Raw genomic sequence first — 26,104 nt, 5'->3', positions numbered from 1 at the left:
TACAACAGACATTAATTGTTTACTTCGGGGTATTGCCCTGTCTATTATTGGTCCACTGTCTCTCTGTACATTCACCAAGGAACACTTCATGTCCCTGATCAACGAATACCGTGCCACCGAAGAAGCCATCAAGGAACTTCAAACCCGTCTCGCCAACCTGTCGCAAGATGACAAGCTGAAGAAAGAGCTGGAGTTCGAAGGCAAACTGCGTGCACTGATGGGCGAATACTCCAAGTCGCTGCGTGATGTGATTGCCCTGCTCGATCCGGAATCCAAACTGAGCAAGGCCCCGCGCGGCGCGGTCAAGACCACCGGCACCAAGCGTGCGCGCAAGGTCAAGCAATACAAGAACCCGCACAACGGTGAAGTGATTGAAACCAAGGGCGGCAACCACAAGACCCTGAAAGAATGGAAAGCCAAATGGGGTGGTGACGTGGTCGAGAGCTGGTCCACCCTGCTGGACTGATCCTGCAACGGCCCTGCTGCTTCAAATAAAAACGCCGGCTTATCGCCGGCGTTTTTATTTACGCGTCTACCGCATATTGGTTACGCAGTGCTCGGGCGTGCCCCAGCCAGGCCTCCAGCACCTGACGCCCGGTCTCGTCGGCAGTGGCCAGGCTGGCCTGTGCCGCCTGCTCGAAATCGCCCAGGGTGTTGGGTGCGCCAAGGCGTGCGTCGGTCAAGCGTTGCTGACAGAATGCAGTCCAGCGCTGCTGCTCCTGCACAGTCAATGTCTCGTGGAAGTTGCGTGCCCGATAACGGAACAACAGTTCCGGCATACGCGCGTCATCGAACATCCAGCGCCCCTGGGCCAATTGCCCGGGCTCACTGAGGCGAACTTGCTCGCACAGGCGCCGATCACGGTCACCGAGAAATCCGTCATACAACTGTTGCTCGGGATCTTCACTCGCGGCGAACTCATCACCGCTGTAGACAGTCTCCAGCTTGTCCTGCCACAGCGCCTGCTGCTGAATCAATTGTTCGGCCCGGGTTTGAACAAGCGACATGTCCAGGCCCAGCCGCTGTTGATCAACCGGGCGCAATACGCTCAACGGCGCGACCACCGGACACTTGTTGATATGCACCAACTTCAGCGGGACCGGCAACTCTCCGTCAGCCAGTTCCTCGCGGCGCGTGTATAACCGGGCACGCAGCGTCTCGGGACTTTCCCTCAATAAAGGCAGGGTTTCCATGTGCAGGTCGCACACAATCAGTGCATTGCGATTACGCGGATGCCAGGCCAGCGGCAATACCACCCCCAGATAACTACGCTCGCTGGAAAACCGCCCGGAGATATGCACCAACGGCTGCAGCAGACGAATCTGCTCCATCACCTTGTGCTTGCTGCGCAACTGGAACAGCCAGTCATACAGCTTGGGCTGTCGTTCGCGGATCAGCCTTGCCAGGGCAATGGTGGCCCGCACATCGGAAAGCGCCTCGTGGGCATGGCCATGGTCGATGCCGTTGGCCTTGCTCAACAGTTCCAGGCGCAGGCTGGTACGCCCGTCCTGCTGCGGCCAGACGATCCCTTCGGGGCGCAGTGCATAGGCGGTGCGGACCACATCGATCAAGTCCCAGCGGCTGTTGCCGCCCTGCCATTCACGGGCGTAGGGGTCGAAGAAGTTGCGGTAGAGGCTGTAGCGGGTGACTTCATCGTCGAAGCGCAGGGTGTTGTAGCCCGCGCCACAGGTCCCCGGGCGCGCCAGTTGCTCATGCACGCGCGTCATGAACTCGGCCTCGCCCAGTCCCCTTTCCACCAGTTGCTGCGGGGTGATGCCGGTCACCAGGCAAGCGGCCGGGTGCGGCAGGATGTCATCCGATGGGCGGCAATACAGGTTGACCGGTGCTTCGACCTCGTTGAGCTCGAAGTCGGTGCGCACACCGGCGACCTGCAGCGGTCGGTCGCTGCGCGGATTGATCCCGGTGGTTTCGTAGTCGTGCCAGAAAATGCTGGAGTTCACGGTGTCGTCCTGTACAGAGTTCGCGGACGAGTCTACCGGAGGAACGGCGTCAGGCCGACTCGTTCAGTGGCCTGAAACTGAAGAACTCACGCAGAGAGCGCACGAATTCGTCGTACTCGCGCGGCGCCTGCAGCAGCATGAAGCCAGCATCGTAGTGCCCCGGGGTCTGGTCCTCGCGGCTCCACAGGCAACTGGCGGTGAGGTTGATGAACTGATGACCGCCGCCGGCGAGCGGCACGCGCAGTTGCAGTTCGAAATCCGGTCCGACCATGAGCGGGAGCTGGCTGATGACCATGAGGCCGTCCTCGGAGGCGTTCCCCAGGTAACCAATCTCCTGATCGGTGAACCGGTTGAAGACCTTGAGCACATACGGCAGTTGATGGCGATCGATCTGACGTTCGATGAACATGATTCTCCGTACCTTATGCCAGGAAGACCAGGTACTGGCGGTGAGCGTTACACCTACTTTACAGCCTAGCTTAGCCTGAGCGGCGGGCAGGATGAAATCATTGTCACCTTGGTGTTAACGCAAAGGTCTGGTCGGCGCAGGGCTGGTTATCGTCGGTTCACGCAGATGACCGAGCTGCTCCAGGGTCTGCAGGCGCGCCTGGGCCCGGTAGGCGTACTCATTCTGCGGGTAGCGCTGGATCAGGAACTGGTAGGTCTGCGCCGCATCGACATACAGCTTCTGCCGCTCCAGGCACTGGCCTCGCAACATCGCCACTTCCGGGTGGATGAACGGCCGGGCGCGGCTGGTCCGATCGACCTGCGACAGTTCGAGCATCACCCGCTGGCAATCGCCGCGGTCATAGGCGCGGTAGGCGTTGTTCAGGTGATGGTCCATCGACCAGCGGGTGCAGCCGACGACACTGGCCGCCAGGGCTAAAACGATCAGGGTTCGCATGGAAATTCTCCTTTGATGGGCAGTATATCGGCGCGCGCCAGGTTTTCTTCAGCCGCCTGACGCACGCTTGATCCTGCGTATGCCCCGGTGCAAGCCATCTGCCTGTAACCTGCGGCTTGTAGGGTGCTGCCGGCGGTGCAACCGCCCTCTCGCCAACCTGCAAGGTAGTGCAACGGAACAATGACTACAGCTCAATTGAGGAGTAGCCTTTCGCTGCGCTTCACTATAGGAGTCTGTGCATGACCATCCGCCGTACCAAAATCGTCGCCACCCTGGGCCCCGCCAGCAACTCGCCGGAAGTGATCGAACAACTGATCCTCGCCGGCCTGGACGTGGCACGCCTGAACTTCTCCCACGGCACTCCGGACGAGCACAAGGCCCGCGCCCGCCTGATCCGAGACATCGCTGCCAAGAACGGCCGCCATGTCGCACTGCTCGGCGACCTGCAGGGCCCGAAGATCCGTATCGCCAAGTTCAGCAACAAGCGCATCGAACTGAAGATCGGTGACACCTTCACCTTCTCCACCGCCCACCCGCTCACCGAAGGCAACCAGGACATCGTCGGCATCGACTACCCCGACCTGGTCAAGGACTGCGGTGTAGGTGACGAACTGCTGCTCGACGACGGCCGCGTGGTCATGCGCGTCGAAACCGCCACCGCCGATGCCCTGCACTGCGTGGTGATCGTCGGTGGCCCGCTGTCCGACCACAAGGGCATCAACCGCAAGGGTGGCGGCCTGACAGCCCCGGCCCTGACCGAAAAAGACAAGGCCGACATCAAGCTGGCCGCGGAAATGGACCTGGACTACCTGGCAGTCTCCTTCCCGCGCGACGCCAAGGACATGGAATACGCCCGCAAGCTGCGTGACGAAGCCGGCGGCAGCGCCTGGCTGGTGGCCAAGATCGAGCGTGCCGAAGCCGTTGCCGACGACGAAACCCTCGACGGCCTGATCGCCGCCTCCGACGCGGTGATGGTTGCCCGTGGCGACCTTGGCGTGGAAATCGGCGACGCCGAGCTGATCGGTATCCAGAAGAAGATCATCCAGCACGCCCGCCGCAACAATAAAGCGGTGATCGTGGCGACCCAGATGATGGAGTCGATGATCCAGAACCCGATGCCGACCCGCGCCGAAGTGTCCGACGTGGCCAACGCCGTGCTGGACAACACCGATGCGGTGATGCTGTCGGCCGAAAGCGCCGCTGGCTCGTACCCGATCGAAGCGGTGCAGGCCATGGCGCGCATCTGCCTGGGCGCCGAGAAGCACCCGACCAACCAGAAGTCCAGCCACCGCCTGCACACCACCTTCGAGCGCTGCGACGAAAGCATCGCCCTGGCGGCGATGTACACCGCCAACCACTTCCCTGGCGTGAAGGCGATCATCGCCCTGACCGAAAGCGGCTACACCCCGCTGATCATGTCGCGTCTGCGCTCGCATGTGCCGGTCTTCGCCATGTCGCCACACCGCGCCACCCAGGCCCGCGTCTCGATGTTCCGCGGCGTCTACCCGATCGCCTTCGACCCGGCCTCGCTGCCGGCCGACAAGGTCAGCCAGGCCGCTGTCGACGAGCTGCTCAAGCGCGGCCTGGTCGAGCAGGGTGACTGGGTGATCCTGACCAAGGGCGACAGCTACCACACCATCGGTGGCACCAACGGCATGAAGATCCTGCATGTGGGTGATCCGCTGGTCGGCTGATGCTACACCTCGGCAGCACGCTCGCGCCGCCATCAGGGACCGCTCTTCGGAGCGGTCTTTTTTTTGCGCTGATGGACCCGTTTTGCCAAGCAAGACATATCTAGCACATCACCCCACCCCAATCACTCTCTAATCGATGCCCACCCCATCCCCCGGAGAGTGTCCATGAGCAAGAGAGCAACCCAGTGGCTCAGCCGCTTTCGTATCGACATAACGTCCAACTCCAATCGCGTCTATGCCAATGGCAGGCAACAGCTTGCGGTGACCGTCAGCCTGGCACCACGGGATGGTGAAACCATCACCGACGAACAACTCAACAGCATTTTCCTTTTTGAAATCAATGATGACGGTGAATACTGCCGGCTGGAGAACGAGCTGGTGGCCCGTCCAGTACGCGACCAGCGTTTCAACTATTACGGCGCTACGGGCGGCGCGCCGCAAAACCTGATCGACTCGGACAGACAGACTCGTCGGCGGACCTTCCATATCAGTTCGATCTGTCCCGGCGGCACGTTGAGGACGGTCTATGCAGGCGTGCTCCAGGATCCGGATACCCGGTTCTTCACCGACACGGCACCATTCAAGTCATCCATCGTCATCGAGTCGGTGGCGCCGCCGGTTGCTCATCGTTCGATGTTCAGCTTGTCGATGGAGCCCAAGAAAAACTACAAGCAGGCCAAGGGAAGTTTCTGGGACGACGAGATCGAGGAACAGATCGGTTTCTTCGGCTTCGCCTCACCTGGGCAAAAGATCGTCGCCTGGGTGCCCCACGCCACCCCCAGCGGCACCCCGTTCTACACGCGCGATGGCTGGGATCATGTGGCTATATCGTTCGAGCTGACCAACGACTACAGCGCGCAAACCATGATCACCTGCCATCAGCCTGATCATTACGTGGACAAGAGCGGGTTCATTCCTCGCGCCCACCACATGACCCTGCATTTGCACCACCGTCGTTTCTATCGACGTCACAAGAACGCTACCAAGGTCGAACCCAGCACATGGTCGGTGATTGACCAGTATGGCAATGCCTACCGTGTCGACTTCCTGCCCGGCGAATACGGCAGGTCGGTCGACTTCCGAATCAGCGAAAGCCCGCTCTGAGACGGAACCGGAGGATCACATGCCAACACTGCATACCCAGGCCGGCAACTTTCTGGACTTCGTCAAGACGGGCGTCGATCCACGTACCGGCCAGTTCACGCTCGCCCTTGCCCTGCCCTTGCCTGCCGCCAATCAGCTCGCCGGGCCTGTCGCGGCCATCAGCCTGTCGTTCAGCACACTTGCCAGCACAACCGACCAGGGCTACGGCCTGGGTTGGAACCTCGGGCTATCGGAAGCAGATCTGGACCAGGACAGTGCTCGCCTGAGCCTCGGTTCAGGCGAGCGCTACGCGATCGACCTGTCCCGCTCAGGGATGACGACGGGCGAATCATTGTGCTTGCCCGACCAGAAGCTCGAAACCCTGAGAGTGACCTGGCAAGCCGACGGCAGTTTGCGGATCGACAAGAAAACCGGCGAAAGCGAAGTGCTGAGCCGACCGAACAGTAACAGCAGCCGCTACTTGCTCATGCAGATGCGCTCCCCGGAAGGCCGCAGGCTGTACTTCGACTGGCAGCCCTTCGGCGATGGCGGCTTCACCCTGCACCAGGTTCGCGACGAACACCGCACACTGCTGAGCCTGACCGGCAGCGCGTCCGAAGTGGCGATCACCCTCAATCCGCAGACACCTGAAGCCGCCACGCTAAGGCTGTATCTGAGCAACCAACTGCTTAGCCACATCTATCTGCCAGGTGTGCCACAGCCCTTCGAGGTCGAATACGACGAGGTACATGCGGGCCCGGCCAGGCTGCAGCTCCCCGTTCGGGTAAGCACGCCGTTGGGAGCGCGCGACACCGTAGCCTGGGGCTTGGGCACGGATGCGCATCAATTGCCAACCGGCGCGCCTCTGGACCATCTGCCCAGGGTCAGTTGGTGGACCCACTCCAGCGGCGCTCGCCACAACGAGCTGCACCATGAGTACACCTGGATCGGCGAGCACAATTTCCTTGGCTTCGGCAGCGATCAATCCTTCGACTGGCATTCTGGACGCGACAACCTCTACCAGGTCGAAAGCGACTACCACTATCAAATGCTCGAAACCCTGACCGATGGCGAAGGACGCGACCTGGGCAGCATCGAGCGAATCTGGAATCGCTTCCACCTGCTGGTGAGCGAAGCGCATCGCCTGGGCAGTTGCGAAGTCATCACCACCACCCACTACGGCATGGATCCGGCACTCGCCTGGGAGCAACAAGCGCCCTGGTGCCAGCTGCCCCGGGAGGTGGACACCACTTACATCGATCATTCCCGCGCCAATGCCAGGCGCAGCGAAACCACGACCTATCGCTATGACGTCTTCGGCAACATCCTGCATGTCGTCTATCCCAGCGGTATCGAGGAACTCAATACCTATTACCCTGCAACAGGCGCCAAGGGCTGCCCTGCCGACCCTCTGGGAATGGTGCGGATGCTGAGAAAGAAGATCACCCGCCCGGCTGAACCCCACAGGGGCGCGCCGACCCTGAGTAGCGTCTACACCTACCAGAGCATGGCATCCTTGATCAAAGAGGCTGGCGCACACCTGGTCATCGCCAGCGAACAGCTGATCGACGAGCAGGACGACCGGGTGCTGGAGCACACTGCATACCACCACATGATGACTCCCGGCCCTCACTACGGCCGCTTGCGAGAGACTGCCGTGACGCTCAACGGCAAAACGACGACGACTCGCCTCGACTATCGTCTGACCCAGAACGAGCTCGTGACCACAACCACCACCATCGGCTTCGAGGACGATGAGCTGAACCGCTCGAGCCACGCCTCGGCGCAAGCGCTGTCGAGCGGCCAGACGGTGTGGGAGAGCAGCGAAAGCGGCAGCCTGAAGTACTATGCCTATGATTCGATTGGACGCATTGTGCGTACCACCAGTGCGGCCGGCAGCCCACACCAGACCGAACAGCTGGCCCGTTATCATCTGGGCAACGCGTTCGCCCTCGCCCTGCGAACCGATGACAACCCGCCAACCCTGGTCGAGCACCTTGATGTCACTGACCGTTGCCGACGCCAGTGGCTTGATGGTGACGGCCGTGTACTACGCACCGAACTGCAGGATCTGGATCATGCCCCGGAGCAGTTCCGCGAAATGTTGCGAACAGAGTACGACGCGCTGGGCCGGCAAATCCGCGAAACCACACAAGACTGGATCGGCAACGGGGCTCGCCCCGCGTTGGTACTGACGTCGACGCAAAGCTTCGACGACTGGGGGCAAACGAGCCTGAGCGTCAGCCCCGAGGGCATCCGCACCCACATCCATCACGACCCGGTCACCCTCTGCTCCGAGCAGTGGCAAAGCCACGGCGATCTTGTCGGACCGAAGCTGCAGACCCTGTACAACCTCAACGGCAGCCCGGTCGAACAACGCCACTTCGACGCCGAAGGTACCTTGATACGCACGCTCGTACTGGTGCGCGATGGCCTGGACAGGGTCATCGAAGAGCACGTTCGCATACCCGACTCCCCGCCCATCGTGACCCACATGCGTCATGACCATTACTCGCGCATCGTCGAGAAGCGCCTACCGGACGGCACCATCCTGTCGTGGCGATTTGCAGCTCACAGCGACAGTCACCATCCCGAATCGCTCACGGTTACCGCAGCACCGGAGGCAGGACAATGATCACTTCAACTTCGGTGCTCGGCCAACAGACCTTCGATGGCCTCGGTCGCCAGCGTAGCGTGGAGGTTGCCGGACGCCTCACCGCTTTCCACTATCTGCCGGGGCAATTGCCAGCGCAGGCCAATACCCTGCCCGATGGTCAACGGGTGTCGTTCACCTACGCTGCGCAGCTTGGCAATGCCCTGCTCGGTAGCGATGTCGAAGGGCAGCATCCCGAGCGCCTGGCCTACCATCCGACCCTCGGGATTCCCAGTCGGACCGACGGCGAAATGGGCGTGCGCCACTGGCAGTTTTCACCCGGAGGTCAGTTGCAACAGGAACACTGGGAGGTCGATGGGGCCGAGCACCTGACACGGTGGCAACACTCACTGGGAGGGCTGCCACTGAACTTCACCGACAGCGCCGGAGCGCAGCACGAAACTCTGCACGATGAATTCGGTCGGGTCAGCCTGCTCATGTCCGGCCAAGTCCAGACCCGCTTTGGCTACGACGGGTTCTCGCGCCCTGTCACCATCGACAGCCACGACATGGCAAGCGACACGCGCCTGGGCAGGACCCTGGGCTACGATGCCATGGGCCGTCTCGCCTCCATCAGCTTGCGCTCGACCATTGCCGGAAAGACTCGAACACTCGGCCAGACCCTGGCCTATTCGGGCCTCGACCAACTCGTTTCGAGGATCTGGCACGAAGAGGGCCAACTGCAGGGCGAGGAACACTTCGAATACGACCTGCGTGGGCGCCTGACGCGTCACACCGCGACTGCGCAAGCAGGCATGCAGGATCCGTTCGGCAATGTGCTGGTCGAACAGCGCTTCACCTTCAACGCCCTCGATGGCTACCGCGAAGTACTCAGCCGATATGCCGACGGCAGCCATGACCAGGCGCGGTTCAGTTATGCCAGGCACGATCCGACACAGCTTGTGACCATCAGCCATAGCCACCCAAGCTGGCCGGCCCGCATCGACCTCGAATACGACGCCTGCGGCCGGCTGGTGTCCGACAGCCTTGGCCGCCAGCTTGAATGGGATGCCCAGGGACGGCTGCGCAAGGTGACGGTCGGCGGCAGAACCTGTCAATACCGCTATGACCACAGCGGCAGGATATGCGACAGGATCCTCGATGGCGATCTGCAGCGCAGTTTCTTCAGCGGCCCACAGCTGACCCACGAACAACGAGGCCAACAGCGCCTTGCCTTGAGCTGCGACGGCAACACGTTGTTCGCCCTGACCCGGATCGCCGAGGGCATACGCCACACTCGCTTGATCGGTTGCGATGGCCAGGGCAGTGTCATCCTGCAGCTCGACGAACAGGCCAAGGCGTGCAAGTACAGCGCCCATGGCGCCACCGGCGAGGCGCAGACAGACCTGCCCTTCGGTTTCACAGGAGAACGCCGCGAGCCGCTGACTGGGTGGTACATCGCCAACGGCTACCGCCCTTACGATCCACTGCTGATGACCTTCCTTGCCCCCGACAGCGAGAGCCCGTTCGGTCGGGGCGGCATCAACCCCTACACCTACTGCGGCGGCGATCCGGTCAACCGCAACGACCCCGACGGCCACAGCTGGGTGACCTGGACCTTGACCGGCATTGGTATCGGCCTGGCGGCCGTCACCACGGTCGCCAGCTTCGGCACCGCCTTCCCCGCTATCGCTGCGTTGGTCGGCGGTGCTGCGCTCAGTTTCAGTACCACGTTGGCAATCGGCAGCGCGGTGCTGAACGCGGTGGCGCTGGGCACGGGTGTCGCCGCGGTGGTGCTCGAGGCCAGCGGCAAGAACCAGCAGGCGGCCAGCGTGCTGGGGTGGATATCGCTGGGTAGCGGGATTGCTGGCGCTTTGACCGGCATGGCTCCCCATGCGATCCGGAGCGTCGTACGCCTGCGCAACGCGTCAGGCAAGGCATCCGGCTTCAAGCCCTATCACGTCGGCCCAGGGGGCAATACTCGCGCAGCCAGCGTCCTGTACAAGGCAGGCCAACGGGGCGAGGACGTCGCTTTCGTGCCCAGCCTGTTCAGTGAGGGTGATGCGGCGTTGGTGACCCACGGCAATCTGCTGGGCAATCTGATGAATACCCAGGGTATGGCGGACGATGCGGTCAGGGTTGCCACCAGCATCCTCGCACCCAGGCTGGCGGAAATGGGCTACGCCGAAGGGCGCAAGGTCGTGTTGCTGGCCTGCTGGGGAGGCAGGAGCGGCGCCGCGCAGAAAATCGCCAATGCATTGGGCAGGCCGGTAGAGGCCTATGGGGACAAACTCTTCCTCAAGAGCCTGGCTTCACTGCAGTCGGCAAGGCTGACCGGCCCGACAGTACAAGCGGCCAATGTTCCGTTGTGCAAGACACCGTTGTGGACGCGCTGGTTCGGCAAGGCCGACTTCATCGATACCAACAGGTACCGCATGGCCTCACCGACACTCTACCTGCCTCAGTAGCTCAAGGCGTCGCCAGGAAATCAGGCATGTTCGACGAACACATCGGCCAGTACCTGGTTTCTTGGCACACCGGCGATGAACAACCTGCGTGCGAAGCGCTCGACACTTGCCGGCGCCCCACAGAGCAAAGCAATGGTCTGGCGAGAGGACGGACGCATGCTGGCAAGCGTTTCTTCGAGGCGCTCGAACAGCACGCATTCGGCGTCGACGCCCTGTAGTTGCTGCAAGGCAGGCTTGAGGTAATGGCCGGCATCGTCGTGCGCCACATGCAGTATCTTTATGCCGGCCCTATGTCCCTGACGCAGCGCCTCTCGTGCAACACCCCACAGCGGCGCCAGCCCGGTGCCCGCTGCCAGCAACCACAGAGGCCTGTCCTGCCAGTCCGGGTCGTAGTGCAGCGCACCACCTCGCAGCTCTCCCAGCCCCATCTGGTCACCGACCTTCAAGCCCCGCGCCTGATCGCAGAACGCACCAGGGCGGCGGCAGTCGATGTGAAACTCGAGAAAGTCATCCTCGCCCGGCAGGCTTGCCAGCGAGTAAGGCCGCGCCACCAGGCCCTGCCACAGCACCAGGTGCTGGCCGGCCCGATAGCGCAGCGCCCGTTCCGGCCGCAGCCGCAGGCGCAGTACATCGCCCAGCCAGTCCACCGTGCAGACTTGCGCAGGCAAGCCGTCCACCCGCGGATCGAACACTGCCACGCGCACATCCGTCATCACCCGGCACTGGCAGGCCAGGCGCCAGCCCTGCTCGCGCTTGTCCGCAGCCAGTGCGTCGGGCAAGGCATCCACGGGCTCGCCGTCGAGGCAACGCACCAGGCACGCCTGACAACTGCCCGCCCGGCAGCTGTAGGGGACTTGAAGGCCGGCGCCGTTGAGCGCATCGAGCAGGTTGCTGCCGGCTACCACGCTGATGCAGCGCTCGCCCACGCGAAGATCGGGCATGTATGAAATGTCTCCTGGAGTCTGTTGCCATTGTACAGAACGCCAGCAAGAACGATGCCTGACAGCTGCCGACCAAGGTCCGGACCACTCGCAGGTGTTTCCCTCCGGCAGCCGCGCTATACTGCCGCGCCCTTTTTGCACCGGCCTGACCTGCCGGTGCGCCTTGCAAGGCCTTTCGACACGCTGGTCGGCTGTGTCGATGCCTTTACGAATGTTCCCGTCTTCAAGAGGAGCGCGCTGCATGACCGTGATCAAGCAAGACGACCTGATTCAGAGCGTCGCCGATGCCCTGCAATTCATCTCGTACTACCACCCCGTCGATTTCATCCAGGCCATGCACGAGGCCTATCTGCGTGAAGAGTCGCCCGCTGCCCGCGACTCCATCGCCCAGATCCTGATCAACTCGCGCATGTGCGCCACCGGCCACCGCCCGATCTGCCAGGACACCGGCATCGTCACCGTGTTCGTGCGCGTGGGCATGGACGTGCGCTGGGACGGCGCGACCATGAGCCTGGACGACATGATCAACGAGGGCGTGCGCCGCGCCTACAACCTGCCGGAAAACGTCCTGCGCGCCTCCATCCTGGCCGACCCGGCCGGTGCCCGCAAGAACACCAAGGACAACACCCCGGCAGTGATCCACTACTCCATCGTGCCCGGCGACAAGGTCGAAGTCGACGTCGCCGCCAAGGGCGGCGGTTCGGAGAACAAGTCCAAGATGGCGATGCTCAACCCGTCCGACTCGATCGTCGACTGGGTGCTCAAGACCGTCCCGACCATGGGCGCCGGCTGGTGCCCGCCTGGCATGCTCGGCATCGGCATCGGCGGTACTGCGGAAAAAGCCGCGGTCATGGCCAAGGAAGTGTTGATGGAATCCATCGACATCCATGAGCTCAAGGCCCGTGGCCCGCAGAACCGCATCGAAGAGATCCGCCTGGAGCTGTTCGAGAAGGTCAACCAGCTGGGCATCGGTGCCCAGGGCCTGGGCGGCCTGACCACCGTGCTCGACGTCAAGATCATGGACTACCCGACCCACGCCGCCTCCTTGCCGGTGTGCATGATCCCCAACTGCGCCGCCACCCGTCACGCCCACTTCGTGCTCGACGGCTCCGGCCCGGCAGAGCTGGAGGCGCCATCGCTGGACGCCTACCCGGAAATCGTCTGGGAAGCCGGCCCGAGCGCGCGCCGCGTCAACCTCGACGAGATCACCCCGGAAGAAGTCGCCAGCTGGAAGCCGGGCGAGACCATCCTGCTCAACGGCAAGATGCTCACCGGTCGCGATGCCGCGCACAAGCGCATGGTCGAGATGCTCAACCGTGGCGAGGAACTGCCGGTCGACCTGAAAGGCCGTTTCATCTACTACGTCGGCCCGGTCGACCCGGTCGGTGACGAAGTGGTCGGCCCGGCCGGCCCGACCACCGCCACACGCATGGACAAGTTCACCCGCCAGATCCTCGAACAGACCGGCCTGCTGGGCATGATCGGCAAGTCCGAGCGTGGCCCGACCGCCATCGAGGCGATCAAGGACAACAAGGCCGTGTACCTGATGGCCGTGGGTGGCGCTGCGTACCTGGTGGCCCAGGCCATTCGCAAGTCGAAGGTCCTGGCCTTCGCCGAGCTGGGCATGGAAGCGATCTACGAGTTCGACGTCAAGGACATGCCGGTCACCGTTGCGGTGGACAGCAAGGGTGAGTCGGTACACATCACCGGTCCTGCGCTGTGGCAGAACAAGATTGCCCAGAGCCTGGCTGTCGAAGTGAAGTAAGACTGCTCCAATCTCAGGCTGAAACGGCGACGCCCCGTTCGCGGGTAAACCCGCTCCTACACGCTGTACTTGTAGGAGCGGGTTTACCCGCGAACGGGGCGTCGCCGTTTCAGCCCGGGATCACAGCAACAGATCCTTGAGCCAGAACGACAGCGTCTTGTCCGACTCCTCCGGCTCGTCCAGATCCCGCCAGGCATACGACGCACGCAACGACGGCTGATGCAGGAAGCCGCGATTGCGCCAGAAACCGTGGAGCGGCTTGTAGTCCTCGGGTCGTCGCGGATGGCCGTTGGGCCGCTCGACAGCGCTGAACGCACAGTAGTGAAAGCCACCCAGCTTGTGCGCATAGGACTCACGCTCGATGAAAAAGCGCACGCCCAGTCCTTGCCCGCGATAGTCCGGCAGCAACACCGACTTGCCGAAATAATAGACCGTACGCGGATCGCGCCCCTGTTCCAGAAACGGCTGGCGCAAGGCCTCGCTCTTGTCACTCAGCGGCAGACCGGTCGAGGCGCCTACCACCCTCCCCTTGTCCATCGCCAGGATCGCCAGGCTGCGCTCGGAGTCGACATAGCGCCCAAGCGCGTCGGCCTCGCACGCCGGCGTACCGTCGTAAAGGTAGGGAAACTCGCGGAACACCGTCAGGCGCAGGCGAGCAATGTCATCGATGTAAGGCGCGATGGCAGCACCGTGGAGCAGGCGGATTTCCATGCGGGGCGATCGTTCTGTCGATGTGGGTGAAGCGCCCGGCAAAGCCGGGCCTGGATGGAAACCCTATCATCGCCTGCAACCAGAGGCCTTTCCCCTGCGCGACAGGTATTTCTCCAGAACCGCTGCCCGGCGTATGACCCAATCAGGCGATGCGCGTCCCCAGTACCTTCAGAAACGCCGCCAGCCATGCCGGGTGCGCAGGCCAGGCCGGCGCGGTGACCAGGTTGCCCTCCACATGGGCCTGGTCGATCGAGATATCGACGAAGTGCCCACCTGCCAGACGCACCTCAGGCGCACATGCCGGGTAGGCGCTGCACTCACGCCCTTCCAGCACACCGGCCGCCGCCAGCAACTGCGCACCATGGCACACCGCAGCAATCGGCTTGCCGGCATCGTTGAATGCCCTGACCAGTTCCAGCACCCGCCCATCCAGACGCAGGTACTCCGGCGCACGACCTCCGGGGATCAGCAGCGCGTCATAGCCTTCGGCACGCACCTGGACGAAATCGAAGTTCAGCGCAAAGTTGTGCCCTGGCTTTTCGCTGTAGGTCTGGTCGCCTTCGAAATCATGGATCGCCGTGCGCACCGTCTGCCCGGCGATCTTTTCGGGGCACACCGCATGCACGGTATGGCCGACCATCTGCAGGGCCTGGAACGGCACCATGACCTCGTAGTCCTCGACGTAGTCGCCCACCAGCATGAGAATCTTCTTCGCCGTCATCGCATCCACTCCTTCGTTTGCAGGGAACAATCCCTGCACCATAGTCCGCTTTGCCGATGACCGATATCCAGCGCAGGTCTCAGTTGCGCCGATCCAGCAGATTGACCACCAGCCGGTCCAGCCAGCCCCAGATCCGCTGTTGCACCCGTCGCCACATGGGGCGGGCCTTCCAGTGATCGAGATCGACCTCTTCGCTGAGCGCGAAATCACGCTCGAAACTGGCCGACACCGCAGCCGTCAGCGGTGGGTCGAGAGCCTCTACATTGGCCTCGAGGTTGAAGCGCAGGTTCCAGTGGTCGAAGTTGCACGAACCGATACTGACCCAGTCGTCGACCACAGCCATTTTCAAGTGCAGGAAGCACGGCTGGTATTCGAATATCCGCACCCCGGCACGCAGCAGGCGCGGGTAGTAGCGGTGCCCGGCGTAGCGCACCGAAGGGTGGTCGGTGCGTGGGCCGGTGAGCAGCAGGCGCACGTCGATGCCCTTCTGCGCAGCCCGGCGCAATGAGCGGCGCACGCTCCAGGTCGGCAGGAAATACGGCGTCGCCAGCCAGATTCGGCGCTGGCCACTGTTCAGCGCCCGGACCAGCGAGTGCAGGATGTCACGGTGCTGACGGGCATCGGCGTAGGCCACTCGGCCCAAGCCCTGCCCCTGCGCCGGAATCCTCGGCAGGCGCGACAGGCCGAAGTTCTCGGGTGGGCGCCAGGCGGTGCGGCGATTGTTGGCGTGCCACTGGCGATCGAACAGCACCTGCCAGTCGAGCACCACCGGCCCCTGCATGCGCACCATCACCTCGTGCCAGTCGCTGCTCGGCTGCCCCGGCGTCCAGAATTCATCGGTGACGCCGGTTCCGCCCACTACCGCCCAGCACTCATCCACCAACAGCAACTTGCGGTGATCGCGGTACAGGTTGCGCAGGCCACGACGCCAGCGCAAGCGGTTGTACAGGCGCAGCTCGACTCCAGCGGCCTGCAGGCGCTGACGCAGACTCGACGCGAAGGCCAGGGCACCATAATCGTCGAACAGGCATCGGACCCGTACGCCACGCAAGGCCGCCGACTCCAGGGCCTCGACCACGGCGTCGGCACAGGCGCCAGCCTCCACCAGGTACAATTCCAGGTCGACCTGACGCTCGGCGTGCGCGATCGCCGCGAGCATGGGCGGAAAGAATTCGGGGCCGTCGATCAGCAGTTCGAACTGGTTGCCATCCCGCCAGGGGAAGACCGGCCCGGGCATGTCAGCGCGCGGTGAAGATCAGCACCGCATTCACCGGCACCGAGGGGTTGATGGACTTGAGCCCGGCGAACTGGCGCAGGCTTTCAAGGCCTGGCAGCAAGCCGTAGTCCTCGGCGCGCAACAGCAGCGGTTCAAGGGTCACCACCTGGAAACGCCGCTCATCGAGGCGGGTGGCCAACAACAGCGCATTGTAGGTGTGCGACTGGCCGTGCAGGGTCACGGTCAGCGGCAGGCGCAGTTCCAGTTGGGCGCCGTTGGCCAGGTCGTTGATCGGTCGCAGATCGATTTGCGCCTTCACCGTTGCTTCCGGGAAGCGCTGCACCTCGAACAGCCCATCGCGCATGCGCTCGTCGCGCAGCGGAATGCCACTGCTCACCGAGTCCATCTCGATGCTCAGACCGGCCACCCCCTTGCGGTCGATGGTGCCGTGCAACACCAGAAAGCGATGCACTTCGGCGGTATCACCGTTCTTGCCGGTGATGAACGACAGCCGCGACGACTCGCCGTCGAGGTGCCAATTGGCATGAGCGGGCAGGCACAGGGCCAGTAACAGGGCGGGCAGCAGGCGGAGCAAGGTGGACATGTGAAACCTCGTCAAGCAAGGTCGCCAACCTTACCCCGCAGGCCTTCACGGCAGCAAGCGACAACCCTCGCGCGGCCCCTGCCAGGCCGCCTGGCTGCTTCGCCCCAGACCTTCGGCGAGCACGCTGCGTGCCTGGCTGTCCTCCTCCAGACGCCCCAGCGGCAGGTACTGCTTCACATAGCCGCGGCAGTAGGTTTCGTCGAAGCCCATGACGAAACGGCACGAGCAGTACTCCTTGGCCGAGTACGCCGGAAGAATGCCCGGAAAATCCGACAGGGCCTGGCGTTCGCTCCAGCCCCAGGCCAGCAGGAGTAACAGCAGTACCAGCAGGATCCGCTTCATGCGCCCTCCTTCGCCAGCACGGCAAGCACGCGCTTGAGCAGTTCGTTGTGGCTGTAGCTGCCATCGCGGTCGTCGCCGTAGCGCACGATCACCAGCTTCTGCGCGGGCAGCACGTACAGGGCCTGGCCCCAGTGGCCAAGGGCCGCGAAGGTATCGAGGGGGGCATCCGGCCAGGGCGGTGGATTGCCCGGCAACGGCTGGTTCAGCCACCAGTGCCCACCCGGATTGGCATCGCCCGGCACCGGCTCGGCGTTGGCGAACAGGGTGCGGTTGAAGCTGACCCAGTCGGCGGGCAGCAGTTGTCGCTCATGCCAGCGGCCGTCGCGCTGCATCAGCAGGCCGATGCGGGCAAGATCACGGGCACTGAGGTAGAGGTAGGACGAGCCGACGAAGGTTCCGGCAGCATCGCGCTCCCACACCGCGTGCGTGATGCCCAGCGGTGTGAACAGCGCCTGCCAGGGATAGTCGGCGTACTGCTGCGGGGCGAGCATGCCGCGCAAGGTCGCCGCCAGCAGGTTGCTGTCGCCACTGGAATAGGAAAAATGCTGCCCCGGCACCTGGGCCTGCGCCATACCGGCGGTGTAGGCCGCCATGTCCTGGCGTCCACGGGTGTAGAGCATCGCCACCACCGAGGACTTCAGCGGTGCGTATTCGTAATCTTCCTGCCAGGCCAGGCCGCTGGCCCAGTGCAGCAGATCGACCAGGCGCAGCTGCGGGTGGTCACGCAGCGCCGGGTAGTAGCGGGCGGCCGGATCCTCGAGCTGGAACCGGCCTTCACCACGGGCGACACCCAGCAACGTGGCCAGCACGCTCTTGCTGATCGACCAGGTCAGGTGCGGGGTGTCGGCAGCGGTGGGAGCCGTGTAGCGCTCGTGCAGGATGCGGCCGTCGCGGATGATCAGCAGGGCATCGCTGCGCACGCCACTGCGAGTGGCGTCGTCGCGGGCGGGGAAGGCGTAGTCGTCAACGGACTGCCAATCGTGATGACTCGGATCCTGCGGCCACTGGCTGTCGGGCCAGTCCTCGGCGAATACCGGAAGGGCGATCACTCCCAGAATGCCCAGCACCACCTTCAATCTGCCCATCGATACCTCACGCGCGGTCAATCGGCGGAGCATACCTGGGCTTCATGACAATCCTGCAGCAGCCCAGGCCTTGGCCAGACGCTTTTCCCGCGTTGCCTGCGCCAGCGCCAGCAGCCCCTGGTCGCGTTGCCACAGCTGTGCCCAATGAGCAGGCCCAGCGGCCAGGGCCTGGTCGATCTCGTCACGCAGCACCTGGAACTGGGCGAACAATCCCGCCAGCAACAAATGACAGCCCGCACTGTCGGCGCAGTGCCGGCTGGCCTCGGCACAGGCCGCGAGCAGACCGATCAAGCGCAGGCGCAGCGCCTGCGCCCAGGTGCATTCCTGCGCGACGCCATGCAGCCAGCCGAGCAGCGCGGTGAGCACATAGAGGTCTTCGAGGGAACGGAACGGCTTGACGTAGGCATCCCAACCATCGCCGGCCAGCAGCTCGCAGGCGGCGTGCTTCAGCTCGACGCGCGCGTGGCCGACCTCGGGCATCAACGGCAGGGTCGGCAGCGCCTCGAGGGTCACGCCCGGTTCGCCCGGGTAGACCACCGCCAGGCTCAACCGCGGCGCCTGGCCCTGCGCTTCATTGCGCGCTGCCACCAATAGCCACTCGGCGTCGAGTCCGGCGGTGACGAAGTCCTTGCGCCCACTCAGGCGCAGGCCCTCGACACGGGTGTGCATGTCGGCCGGGCGCACGCTGCGCCGTTCGGTGGCGCACAGGGCACCAAGACCTGCCGGTGCGCTGGGCCACAGCACCCGCAAGGCGGCCTGGTAGCCGAGCAGAAAGGCCAGCCCGGGGGTGGCCATGGCCCGCCCGCCCAGCGCGGCGAGTTCAAACGGCGTGACCGCGCCCAGACGCTCGAGCGTGGCCGCATAGGTCTCGCCCAAAGTGGCTCCCTGCGCCTGGCGCAGCGGGTCGTTGAGTCGTGGCAACCAGGTCATCGAGCGCTCCTCGTGTGGGGTGTCACGCAAGCATCACCAAAGATTCACGGAGGTGACACCGCGTCTACCTAGGCTGACTTTGCACAACAAAGCCGACCGGCCGCAACCCTATTTGGCTGGCTTATGGAGACTCGCAATGACTCGGATCGCTCGCTCTGGCGACAACAGCACTGAACGCCGTCTGCAAGCCGAACGCCTGGTCGGCGCTGCGGCCCTGCAGGAAGCACAGGCCCTGCGCTTCAAGGTATTCAGCGCCGAATTCAAGGCCAAGCTCAAGGGCGCCGAACTGGGCCTGGACATGGATGACTACGATATTCACTGCCGTCACATCGGCGTACGTGACCTGGCCACCGGCCAACTGGTCGCCACCACCCGCCTGCTCGACCACCAGGCCGCCAGCAGCCTGGGCCGTTTCTACAGCGAAGAAGAATTCAGCCTGCACGGCCTGCTGCAACTGCAAGGCCCGATCCTCGAACTGGGCCGCACCTGCGTCGACCCGGACTACCGCAACGGCGGCACCATCGCCGTGCTCTGGGGCGAACTTGCAGAGGTGCTCAACGAAGGCCGCTACAGCTACCTGATGGGTTGCGCCAGCATCCCCATGCAGGACGGCGGCATCCAGGCCCACGCGATCATGCAGCGCCTGCGCGAACGCTACCTGTGCACCGAACACCTGCGCGCCGAACCGAAGAAACCGCTTCCCACCCTGGCCTTGCCGAACAACGTCATCACCGAGATGCCCCCGCTGCTCAAGGCCTACATGCGTCTGGGCGCGAAGATCTGCGGCGAGCCGTGCTGGGACGAAGACTTCCAGGTCGCCGACGTGTTCATCCTGCTCAAGCGCGACGACCTGTGCCCGCGCTACGCCCGCCACTTCAAGGCGGCGGTCTGATGCCGGGCCTGCGGGCCAGTGCCCGCCTGCTGCGCCTGGTACTGGTACTGCTGCTGGGAATGGCCATGGCCGGCGTCATCGTCCTGGGCGAGCGCCTGGGAATGAAGGCCTCCATCGAGCGGCGCCAGCGCTGGACCTGCCTGTTCATGAAACGCCTGGCAGGCGCCCTGCCCTTCGATGTGCGGGTAATCGGCGAACTGCCGCAAAAGCCGATGCTGTGGGTCAGCAACCATGTGTCCTGGACCGATATCCCGCTCCTGGGCATGCTCACCCCGCTGTCGTTCCTGTCCAAGGCCGAGGTGCGCCAATGGCCGCTGGCCGGCTGGCTGGCGGAGAAGGCCGGCACGCTGTTCATCCGTCGCGGCGGCGGCGACAGCCAGCGCCTGCGCGAGCAGATCTGTGGGCAGTTGGGCCAGGCCCGTCCGTTGCTGATCTTCCCCGAGGGCACCACCACCGATGGCCGCGCCCTGCGTACCTTCCATGGTCGTCTGCTGGCGGGCGCCATCGACTGCAGCGCACCGGTGCAACCGGTAGCCATCCAGTACCTGCGCGATGGCGAGCCCGATGCGATCGCACCGTTCATCGGTGATGACGACCTGGTTTCGCACCTGATGCGCCTGTTTGGCCAGGCGCGGGGGGAGGTGGTGATCCACCTGCTGGCGCCGGTGGAGAGTCAGGGTATGGAACGCGCGGCGCTGGCATTCATGGCGCAGCAGGCGATCCAGATGGCCTTGTTCGGGGTCGAGGACGTCGAGGTGGCGGTGCCGCGTCGACAGGCCAGGGCGGCCTGATTGCCGGGATGGGCCGACCGGCCCTATCGCCGGGCAAGCTCGCTCCCACAGGTACCCCATTGTTTTTGCATGCAGCGGAGTACCTGTTGGAGCGGGCTGGTCCCGCGATAAGGCCCTGACAGCCACGCAAACCTCAACGCTCCGCCGCCGCAAACACCTGCAGCTGCGGATAGAATTCGCGAAAATCCGCCATCAGTGGCTCATACAGCACTTCGAGCTCCGTCATCACCCCTTCCATCCCCTGCGGCCGCGACAAACGCCGCCCGATCCCGCGAAACACCTGCTCCAAAGTGGCGAAATCGCCATACGCCCCCAGCCAGTCATCCGCCGCCATGAATGGCGCGATGCGCGCCAAGCGCCCCGGCAACTGTGGCTCGGCCAACAGCACCCGGTAAAACGCAGCGGTGAACTGCGCAAGCGGCTGCTCGGCGTAATCCCCCCAATGCCGTGCGAGGCAATGGTCAAAGAACACATCGAGAACGATGCCGGCAAAGCGCCGCCGCTCACGCGGGAAACGCGCCAGCGCCGCCAATACCAGCGGGTGGCTGTCGGTGTAGCTGTCGATACGCCGGTGCAGGCGGATGGCCGCCTCCAGTTCAGGGGCGAAGCGACCTTCCAGCGAGCCTTTGACGAAATCGCCATACAGGCTGCCGAGCAATTGCTGCGGTGCCGGACCGCCCAGGTGAAGGTGTGCGAGGTAGTTCATCGCGGCAGTCTAACACCGTGGCGTTGTATATCGTTATAACGCGATATAGCGATTCCGCATGAGCTCAGAACGCTTTCATATTTGTATATCGTGAATTGACGATTTATATTTCGCCCCATCGCGATATACCGCTACAACCCACGAGCCCAACCATGCCCCTCGACCTCGACGACATAATAAAAGCCCTGGCCCATCCGGTCCGCCGAGACATCCTCACCTGGCTGAAGGACCCTGCGGCGCAATTCCCCGACCAGCAGCACAGCACCGAATTCGGCGTCTGTGCCGGGCAGATCGATCAACGCTGCGGCCTTTCGCAGTCGACCGTTTCCGTCCACCTGGCGACCTTGCAGCGCGCAGGCCTGATCAGCAGCCAGAAGGTCGGGCAGTGGCATTTCTTCAAGCGCAACGAGGAGACCATCCAGGCCTTCCTCGAGCAGATGAGCCAAGAGCTCTGACAAGGACCTTGCAATGCCCCTCTCTCTGTTGATCCTGGCGCTGAGCGCCTTCGCCATCGGCACCACCGAGTTCGTCATCATGGGGCTGTTGCCCGATGTGGCGCGCGATCTGGGTGTGAGCATCCCCGGCGCCGGCTGGCTGGTGACCGGCTATGCCCTGGGCGTGGCGATCGGCGCGCCGTTCATGGCCCTGGCCACCGCCCGCCTGCCCCGCAAGGCGGCGCTGGTGGCGCTGATGGGCGTGTTCATCGTCGGCAACCTGCTGTGTGCGGTGGCCAGCGACTACAACCTGCTGATGTTCGCCCGAGTGGTGACCGCCCTGTGTCACGGTGCCTTCTTCGGCATCGGCTCGGTGGTGGCGGCCAGCCTGGTACCCGTCAACCGCCGCGCCTCGGCCGTGGCCCTGATGTTCACCGGCCTGACCCTGGCCAACGTGCTCGGCGTGCCATTGGGCACAGCCCTGGGCCAGGCGGCCGGCTGGCGCTCGACCTTCTGGGCGGTGACCGGCATCGGCGTGATCGCGCTGGTCGGCCTGATCCGCTTCCTGCCCCTGCAACGCGATGCCGAACAGCTCGACATGCGCTCGGAGCTGGCAGCGCTCAAGGGGGCCGGAATCTGGCTGTCGCTGGGCATGACCGTATTGTTCTCGGCCTCGATGTTCGCCCTGTTCACCTACGTGGCCCCGCTGCTCGGCGAAGTCACCGGCGTGTCGCCACGCGGCGTGACCTGGACCCTGCTGCTGATCGGCCTGGGCCTGACCCTGGGCAACATCCTCGGCGGCAAGTTCGCCGACCGCCGCCTGGGGGCCACGCTGGTGGGGGTCTTCGTCGCCATGGCGGTGATTTCCACCCTGCTCAGCTGGACCAGCAGCGCGCTGGTCCCGGCCGAGATCACCCTGTTCCTCTGGGCCACCGCCGCCTTTGCCGCCGTCCCGGCGCTGCAGGTCAACGTGGTGACCTACGGCAAGGATGCACCGAACCTGGTGTCGACCCTGAACATCGGCGCCTTCAACCTGGGCAATGCCCTGGGCGCCTGGGTCGGCGGCAGCGTCATCGCCCATGGCCTGGGCCTGACCAGCGTGCCGCTGGCAGCTGCAGCCCTGGCCGTACTGGCGCTGATCGTCACCCTGATCACCTTCAACCAGCGCGGCGCCAACGACGCCGGACTGGCCGCCGCATCCAACTGACCTGTGCGAGGCTTGTGAAATGACCACGCTTTTCGACCCGATCACCCTGGGCGATCTCGAGTTGCCCAACCGCATCATCATGTCGCCGCTGACCCGCTGCCGCGCCGATGAAGGCCGCGTACCCAACGCACTGATGGCCGAGTACTACGTGCAGCGCGCCAGCGCCGGGCTGATCCTGACCGAAGCCACGTCGGTCACGCCGATGGGCGTCGGCTACCCGGACACCCCCGGCATCTGGTCCAACGACCAGGTGCGCGGCTGGCTCAACGTGACCCAGGCGGTGCATGCCGCCGGCGGGCGTATCTTCCTGCAACTGTGGCATGTCGGGCGCATCTCCCACTCCAGCTACCTGAACGGTGAAGCGCCGGTAGCGCCGAGCGCCATCCAGCCGGAAGGCCACGTCAGCCTGGTGCGGCCGATCACGGCGTATGAAACCCCGCGCGCACTGGAAACCGAGGAAATCGCCGATATCGTCGAGGCCTACCGCGTAGGTGCCGAGAACGCCAAGGCTGCCGGCTTCGACGGTGTCGAGGTTCACGGCGCCAACGGTTACCTGCTCGACCAGTTCCTGCAGAGCAGCACCAACCAACGCACCGACCGCTACGGCGGCTCGCTGGAGAACCGTGCGCGCCTGTTGCTGGAAGTGACCGACGCGGTCATTGGTGTCTGGGGCGCCAAGCGCGTAGGCGTGCACCTGGCACCGCGCGCCGATGCCCACGACATGGGTGATGCCAACCTGACCGAGACCTTCAGCTATGTTGCCCGCGAGCTGGGCAAGCGCGGCATCGCCTTCATCTGCGCCCGCGAGAAGGAAGCCGACGACAGCATCGGCCCACTGCTCAAGCAGGCCTTCGGCGGCCCATACATCGCCAACGAGCGTTTCACCAAGGCCTCCGCCAACGCGGCACTGGCCAGCGGCAAGGCCGACGCCGTGGCCTTCGGCATCCCGTTCATCGCCAACCCAGACCTGCCGGCGCGCCTGGCCGCCGATGCGCCGCTGAACGAACCGCACCCTGAAACCTTCCACGGCAAGGGGCCGGTGGGCTACATCGACTACCCACGCATGTGATGCAGTGCAGGGGATGAGCCTGAACAGTTCATCCTCTGCCGATGCCTGGCGCCTTCATGGCTGCACAGCCTGGTCCGCAGACAGGTATTGAAAGAGATCACCCTTGCCATACTGGGCAGGGTCCAACTGCACCACCGGCACCCAGAGCCTTGTGCGGGCCTTGTACTTCGTCTGGTACGCCTTGGCAGCCACAGCCCCCTGAGCCGATCCGGCGTTATAGAAGAAGGCTTCGATAGGCAGCTTATCGCCGATGTTCTGCGCCCAGGTCTGAACGAGAACTTCATTCCAGGCCGAACTCATGTTCGGCAGACGTGTGGCCTTCGCCTGCAACGCGGCGAAGAACTGGGAAGGGACCTGCGTGCTCAATGAACATTGGCGGCCCGGGCCGGCCACGCTACGGGCGTGTTTGACCCACTGCGCTGCCGTGGTAACCCCTTGCGCGGCACAGGAACTCTGATCGACCGCAAGGGTTCGAGATCCGCAGCCATTCTCGTTGAGATTGCCCGAAGTGGCCGCGTTATAGGGGTAGATGCAGCGCAACGTCTGGGCCTTGCCCTGGGCGATGGCGGTTTCCTGGTCGCTGAAGATGAAGCCGCTGAAGTTGTAGAGCCCCGTGACATGGGAGTCCTTGCGCAAATAGGAAAACGAGACGGAGCCCAGACGTACTGCTGACGGACTTGGGTTCCACGGGTCGAACGCTTCATTGTTCGTGCCCCGTATCATCACCCCACTGCAGTAGTAGGCCGGCTTGTTACCCGTACAGGCCGCTGGCGTCGTTTCGTAGCGCCGGTTCAACCGGAGCGCCACCACTTGCCCGGGTGATAGTGCAGACTTGACGACCTTGAGATCCAGCGGCGTAGAAATCACCAGAGGTTTACCGTCGCGCCCCAGGCTCGCGGTGAGTCGCACGGTCTTGTCCAGGTCCTTGACTACAGCATTCTTGTCGACCTGAAAGCGGATATCTCCGGTGCCGTAGAATTTCTGGGTAGGCAGGTCAAGACGCGTGCCCCCTTGCCAGCGCATTCCGACGATATCGCCCTTGCGCAAATGCCGGCCATCCACCTTGATCGTCGCACCGGCAGCGAGCTGATTGATATCGAGCTCTCCCTTTGACGCTTGCTCGGCAATCGGCGCGTCAAAGTCGGACTGCTCCAGTATCCGCACACTGAGCGCCTGGGAAATACGCAGCGAATTGCCATCCCCTCCGACACTGGCCGTGACGATCACCGCACTCCCGGCATCGCTGCTGACCTTAGCCGCAGGCACCTTGAACGACACCGGCCCCACGGTCTGGACTTTTTCCAACGGCAGCTCGAGAGTCTGACGCCCCGCCCACTTCAGTCCGACCCTATCGCCCACTTTCATGGCGGGATAGTTGACCTCGAGCGTTGCATCCCTATTACCAGGACGATAATCGCCGCGCTCATCGATTCCGCTCAGTTTTGGCGCAGGCACCTGAAACTTCAATGACGGTTCCACTTTCACAACCAATGGGTCGGAGATGATCAACTTCGAATCACCTACGCCGACACTGGACGTCAATCGCGCCGTATCGCCAAGATCCCCTTCCACAAAACTTCTGGGCACCTTGAATACCAGCGTTCCGACTTGCTTGACGGTCTGAACTGGCAAGTCTCGGGTCTTCTTGCCCTTCCAACGAAAACCGACGGTATGTCCGACCGCCATCGCCGGATAGCTCACGTGCACACTCAGCCAATCACCAAAGCTGTCGAGGCCGATCACCTCGTCGAGGCCTTCGACCATCGTCGGTGCCGGAACATCGAAACTGGCAGGCCCAGCCTGTTGCTCGGCGCTGGCAGTAAACCCCAGCAGCGCCCCGACCAACGCTACCCATACCAGGTTTTTCATGGCATCACTCCGTGATCTTCTTCAAGGTATGCGAAGCGCGACAAGACCCGTGACCTGGCCCCGACTTGAATTGATCGAAGCAGCGGGAAAGCGCCTATAAGCATTGGCAGGTTTGTTT

The 26,104-nt window shown here is 63.7% G+C and carries 24 protein-coding genes; 11 read left to right on the top strand and 13 right to left on the bottom strand.

What is annotated here, in order from left to right:
* Window positions 1–88 precede the first annotated feature (88 nt).
* Window positions 89–466 (top strand): histone-like nucleoid-structuring protein MvaT, encoded by a 378-nt coding sequence (gene mvaT / locus AC1TXO_RS05850; protein WP_486405439.1) that lies wholly within the window; start codon window positions 89–91, stop codon window positions 464–466.
* A 58-nt stretch (window positions 467–524) separates the two neighbouring features.
* On the opposite strand, the gene sbcB is transcribed toward mvaT, so the two are convergent.
* The 3 genes from sbcB to AC1TXO_RS05835 form a co-directional block, all read right to left on the bottom strand.
* Complete coding sequence (gene sbcB, locus AC1TXO_RS05845; protein ID WP_486405438.1) at window positions 525–1,961, bottom strand: exodeoxyribonuclease I; 1,437 nt, start codon at window positions 1,959–1,961, stop codon at window positions 525–527.
* A gap of 49 nt (window positions 1,962–2,010) precedes the next feature.
* The gene (locus AC1TXO_RS05840; protein ID WP_486405437.1) at window positions 2,011–2,370 is read right to left on the bottom strand and encodes a PilZ domain-containing protein; all 360 of its coding nucleotides are present in this window, start codon (window positions 2,368–2,370) and stop codon (window positions 2,011–2,013) included.
* Between the two features lie 114 nt (window positions 2,371–2,484).
* Complete coding sequence (locus tag AC1TXO_RS05835; RefSeq protein WP_486405436.1) at window positions 2,485–2,865, bottom strand: tetratricopeptide repeat protein; 381 nt, start codon at window positions 2,863–2,865, stop codon at window positions 2,485–2,487.
* A 239-nt stretch (window positions 2,866–3,104) separates the two neighbouring features.
* Between AC1TXO_RS05835 and pyk the strand changes: the two genes are divergently transcribed.
* From pyk to AC1TXO_RS05815, 4 genes are all read left to right on the top strand, one after another.
* Complete coding sequence (gene pyk / locus AC1TXO_RS05830) at window positions 3,105–4,559, top strand: pyruvate kinase (protein ID WP_486405435.1); 1,455 nt, start codon at window positions 3,105–3,107, stop codon at window positions 4,557–4,559.
* A gap of 165 nt (window positions 4,560–4,724) precedes the next feature.
* A complete protein-coding gene (locus AC1TXO_RS05825) occupies window positions 4,725–5,663 on the top strand; it encodes a hypothetical protein (protein ID WP_486405434.1) in 939 nt (312 codons plus the stop codon).
* Window positions 5,664–5,682: 19 nt separating this feature from the next.
* Window positions 5,683–8,277, top strand: coding sequence for an RHS repeat domain-containing protein (locus tag AC1TXO_RS05820; protein ID WP_486405433.1), 2,595 nt, complete (start codon window positions 5,683–5,685; stop codon window positions 8,275–8,277).
* Window positions 8,274–10,703, top strand: coding sequence for an RHS repeat-associated core domain-containing protein (locus AC1TXO_RS05815; protein WP_486405432.1), 2,430 nt, complete (start codon window positions 8,274–8,276; stop codon window positions 10,701–10,703). Before AC1TXO_RS05820 ends, AC1TXO_RS05815 begins: the two co-directional genes overlap by 4 nt.
* A 20-nt stretch (window positions 10,704–10,723) precedes the next feature.
* Here the strand turns inward: AC1TXO_RS05815 and AC1TXO_RS05810 are convergent, their stop codons facing one another.
* Window positions 10,724–11,644 (bottom strand): iron-sulfur-binding ferredoxin reductase, encoded by a 921-nt coding sequence (locus tag AC1TXO_RS05810; protein WP_486405431.1) that lies wholly within the window; start codon window positions 11,642–11,644, stop codon window positions 10,724–10,726.
* Window positions 11,645–11,885: 241 nt separating this feature from the next.
* On the opposite strand from AC1TXO_RS05810, the gene AC1TXO_RS05805 reads away from it, so the two are divergent.
* Window positions 11,886–13,409, top strand: coding sequence for a fumarate hydratase (locus AC1TXO_RS05805; protein ID WP_065864229.1), 1,524 nt, complete (start codon window positions 11,886–11,888; stop codon window positions 13,407–13,409).
* 120 nt (window positions 13,410–13,529) lie between these two features.
* On the opposite strand, the gene AC1TXO_RS05800 is transcribed toward AC1TXO_RS05805, so the two are convergent.
* From AC1TXO_RS05800 to AC1TXO_RS05770, 7 genes are all read right to left on the bottom strand, one after another.
* Entirely contained in the window at window positions 13,530–14,120 is a 591-nt protein-coding gene (locus AC1TXO_RS05800) for a GNAT family acetyltransferase (protein WP_486405430.1), read from the bottom strand.
* Window positions 14,121–14,262: 142 nt separating this feature from the next.
* Window positions 14,263–14,841 (bottom strand): DJ-1/PfpI family protein, encoded by a 579-nt coding sequence (locus AC1TXO_RS05795; RefSeq protein WP_486405429.1) that lies wholly within the window; start codon window positions 14,839–14,841, stop codon window positions 14,263–14,265.
* Between the two features lie 79 nt (window positions 14,842–14,920).
* The gene (locus tag AC1TXO_RS05790; RefSeq protein WP_486405428.1) at window positions 14,921–16,078 is read right to left on the bottom strand and encodes a phospholipase D-like domain-containing protein; all 1,158 of its coding nucleotides are present in this window, start codon (window positions 16,076–16,078) and stop codon (window positions 14,921–14,923) included.
* Window position 16,079: 1 nt separating this feature from the next.
* Window positions 16,080–16,661, bottom strand: coding sequence for a YceI family protein (locus AC1TXO_RS05785; protein ID WP_486405427.1), 582 nt, complete (start codon window positions 16,659–16,661; stop codon window positions 16,080–16,082).
* A gap of 45 nt (window positions 16,662–16,706) precedes the next feature.
* Window positions 16,707–17,003: an amidase gene (locus AC1TXO_RS05780; protein ID WP_486405426.1), complete on the bottom strand. Its 297-nt coding sequence runs from the start codon at window positions 17,001–17,003 to the stop codon at window positions 16,707–16,709.
* Window positions 17,000–18,088 (bottom strand): serine hydrolase domain-containing protein, encoded by a 1,089-nt coding sequence (locus AC1TXO_RS05775; protein ID WP_486405425.1) that lies wholly within the window; start codon window positions 18,086–18,088, stop codon window positions 17,000–17,002. Before AC1TXO_RS05775 ends, AC1TXO_RS05780 begins: the two co-directional genes overlap by 4 nt.
* 42 nt (window positions 18,089–18,130) lie before the next feature.
* Window positions 18,131–19,018, bottom strand: a complete 888-nt coding sequence (locus tag AC1TXO_RS05770; RefSeq protein ID WP_486405424.1) for an acyl-CoA dehydrogenase middle domain-containing protein — start codon at window positions 19,016–19,018, stop codon at window positions 18,131–18,133.
* Between the two features lie 136 nt (window positions 19,019–19,154).
* Between AC1TXO_RS05770 and olsB the strand changes: the two genes are divergently transcribed.
* Entirely contained in the window at window positions 19,155–19,910 is a 756-nt protein-coding gene (olsB, locus tag AC1TXO_RS05765; RefSeq protein WP_402757341.1) for an L-ornithine N(alpha)-acyltransferase, read from the top strand.
* Window positions 19,910–20,701, top strand: coding sequence for a lysophospholipid acyltransferase family protein (locus AC1TXO_RS05760; RefSeq protein ID WP_486405423.1), 792 nt, complete (start codon window positions 19,910–19,912; stop codon window positions 20,699–20,701). The genes olsB and AC1TXO_RS05760 overlap by 1 nt, the downstream gene beginning before the upstream one ends.
* Window positions 20,702–20,834: 133 nt before the next feature.
* On the opposite strand, the gene AC1TXO_RS05755 is transcribed toward AC1TXO_RS05760, so the two are convergent.
* Window positions 20,835–21,407 carry an acyl carrier protein phosphodiesterase gene (locus AC1TXO_RS05755; RefSeq protein WP_486405422.1) on the bottom strand — a complete coding sequence of 191 codons (573 nt, stop codon included), beginning with the start codon at window positions 21,405–21,407 and terminating at the stop codon, window positions 20,835–20,837.
* Between the two features lie 152 nt (window positions 21,408–21,559).
* Here AC1TXO_RS05755 and AC1TXO_RS05750 point away from each other — a divergent pair, with 152 nt between their 5' ends.
* From AC1TXO_RS05750 to AC1TXO_RS05740, 3 genes are read left to right on the top strand one after another with little or no spacing between them, the layout of a single operon-like run.
* A complete protein-coding gene (locus AC1TXO_RS05750) occupies window positions 21,560–21,862 on the top strand; it encodes an ArsR/SmtB family transcription factor (protein ID WP_486405421.1) in 303 nt (100 codons plus the stop codon).
* Between the two features lie 13 nt (window positions 21,863–21,875).
* Window positions 21,876–23,048, top strand: a complete 1,173-nt coding sequence (locus tag AC1TXO_RS05745; protein WP_486405420.1) for an MFS transporter — start codon at window positions 21,876–21,878, stop codon at window positions 23,046–23,048.
* A gap of 19 nt (window positions 23,049–23,067) precedes the next feature.
* A complete protein-coding gene (locus AC1TXO_RS05740) occupies window positions 23,068–24,117 on the top strand; it encodes an alkene reductase (protein WP_486405419.1) in 1,050 nt (349 codons plus the stop codon).
* A 54-nt stretch (window positions 24,118–24,171) separates the two neighbouring features.
* Here AC1TXO_RS05740 and AC1TXO_RS05735 read toward each other — a convergent pair whose 3' ends face one another.
* Window positions 24,172–25,986, bottom strand: a complete 1,815-nt coding sequence (locus AC1TXO_RS05735; protein WP_486405418.1) for a hypothetical protein — start codon at window positions 25,984–25,986, stop codon at window positions 24,172–24,174.
* Window positions 25,987–26,104: the final 118 nt, after the last annotated feature.

It is taken from the genome of Pseudomonas sp. FA117, from assembly GCF_057370475.1.
The sequence above is the reverse complement of the archived record's forward strand: the minus strand, read 5'-3'. Positions and strand labels throughout refer to the sequence as shown.

Coding starts and splice junctions, on each gene's coding strand:
- mvaT (WP_486405439.1), top strand. CDS start 89: ATGTCCCTGATCAACGAATACCGTGCCACCGAAGAAGCCATCAAGGAA.
- AC1TXO_RS05840 (WP_486405437.1), bottom strand. CDS start 2,370: ATGTTCATCGAACGTCAGATCGATCGCCATCAACTGCCGTATGTGCTC.
- AC1TXO_RS05835 (WP_486405436.1), bottom strand. CDS start 2,865: ATGCGAACCCTGATCGTTTTAGCCCTGGCGGCCAGTGTCGTCGGCTGC.
- pyk (WP_486405435.1), top strand. CDS start 3,105: ATGACCATCCGCCGTACCAAAATCGTCGCCACCCTGGGCCCCGCCAGC.
- AC1TXO_RS05825 (WP_486405434.1), top strand. CDS start 4,725: ATGAGCAAGAGAGCAACCCAGTGGCTCAGCCGCTTTCGTATCGACATA.
- AC1TXO_RS05820 (WP_486405433.1), top strand. CDS start 5,683: ATGCCAACACTGCATACCCAGGCCGGCAACTTTCTGGACTTCGTCAAG.
- AC1TXO_RS05815 (WP_486405432.1), top strand. CDS start 8,274: ATGATCACTTCAACTTCGGTGCTCGGCCAACAGACCTTCGATGGCCTC.
- AC1TXO_RS05810 (WP_486405431.1), bottom strand. CDS start 11,644: ATGCCCGATCTTCGCGTGGGCGAGCGCTGCATCAGCGTGGTAGCCGGC.
- AC1TXO_RS05805 (WP_065864229.1), top strand. CDS start 11,886: ATGACCGTGATCAAGCAAGACGACCTGATTCAGAGCGTCGCCGATGCC.
- AC1TXO_RS05800 (WP_486405430.1), bottom strand. CDS start 14,120: ATGGAAATCCGCCTGCTCCACGGTGCTGCCATCGCGCCTTACATCGAT.
- AC1TXO_RS05795 (WP_486405429.1), bottom strand. CDS start 14,841: ATGACGGCGAAGAAGATTCTCATGCTGGTGGGCGACTACGTCGAGGAC.
- AC1TXO_RS05790 (WP_486405428.1), bottom strand. CDS start 16,078: ATGCCCGGGCCGGTCTTCCCCTGGCGGGATGGCAACCAGTTCGAACTG.
- AC1TXO_RS05785 (WP_486405427.1), bottom strand. CDS start 16,661: ATGTCCACCTTGCTCCGCCTGCTGCCCGCCCTGTTACTGGCCCTGTGC.
- AC1TXO_RS05780 (WP_486405426.1), bottom strand. CDS start 17,003: ATGAAGCGGATCCTGCTGGTACTGCTGTTACTCCTGCTGGCCTGGGGC.
- AC1TXO_RS05775 (WP_486405425.1), bottom strand. CDS start 18,088: ATGGGCAGATTGAAGGTGGTGCTGGGCATTCTGGGAGTGATCGCCCTT.
- AC1TXO_RS05770 (WP_486405424.1), bottom strand. CDS start 19,018: ATGACCTGGTTGCCACGACTCAACGACCCGCTGCGCCAGGCGCAGGGA.
- olsB (WP_402757341.1), top strand. CDS start 19,155: ATGACTCGGATCGCTCGCTCTGGCGACAACAGCACTGAACGCCGTCTG.
- AC1TXO_RS05760 (WP_486405423.1), top strand. CDS start 19,910: ATGCCGGGCCTGCGGGCCAGTGCCCGCCTGCTGCGCCTGGTACTGGTA.
- AC1TXO_RS05755 (WP_486405422.1), bottom strand. CDS start 21,407: ATGAACTACCTCGCACACCTTCACCTGGGCGGTCCGGCACCGCAGCAA.
- AC1TXO_RS05750 (WP_486405421.1), top strand. CDS start 21,560: ATGCCCCTCGACCTCGACGACATAATAAAAGCCCTGGCCCATCCGGTC.
- AC1TXO_RS05745 (WP_486405420.1), top strand. CDS start 21,876: ATGCCCCTCTCTCTGTTGATCCTGGCGCTGAGCGCCTTCGCCATCGGC.
- AC1TXO_RS05740 (WP_486405419.1), top strand. CDS start 23,068: ATGACCACGCTTTTCGACCCGATCACCCTGGGCGATCTCGAGTTGCCC.
- AC1TXO_RS05735 (WP_486405418.1), bottom strand. CDS start 25,986: ATGAAAAACCTGGTATGGGTAGCGTTGGTCGGGGCGCTGCTGGGGTTT.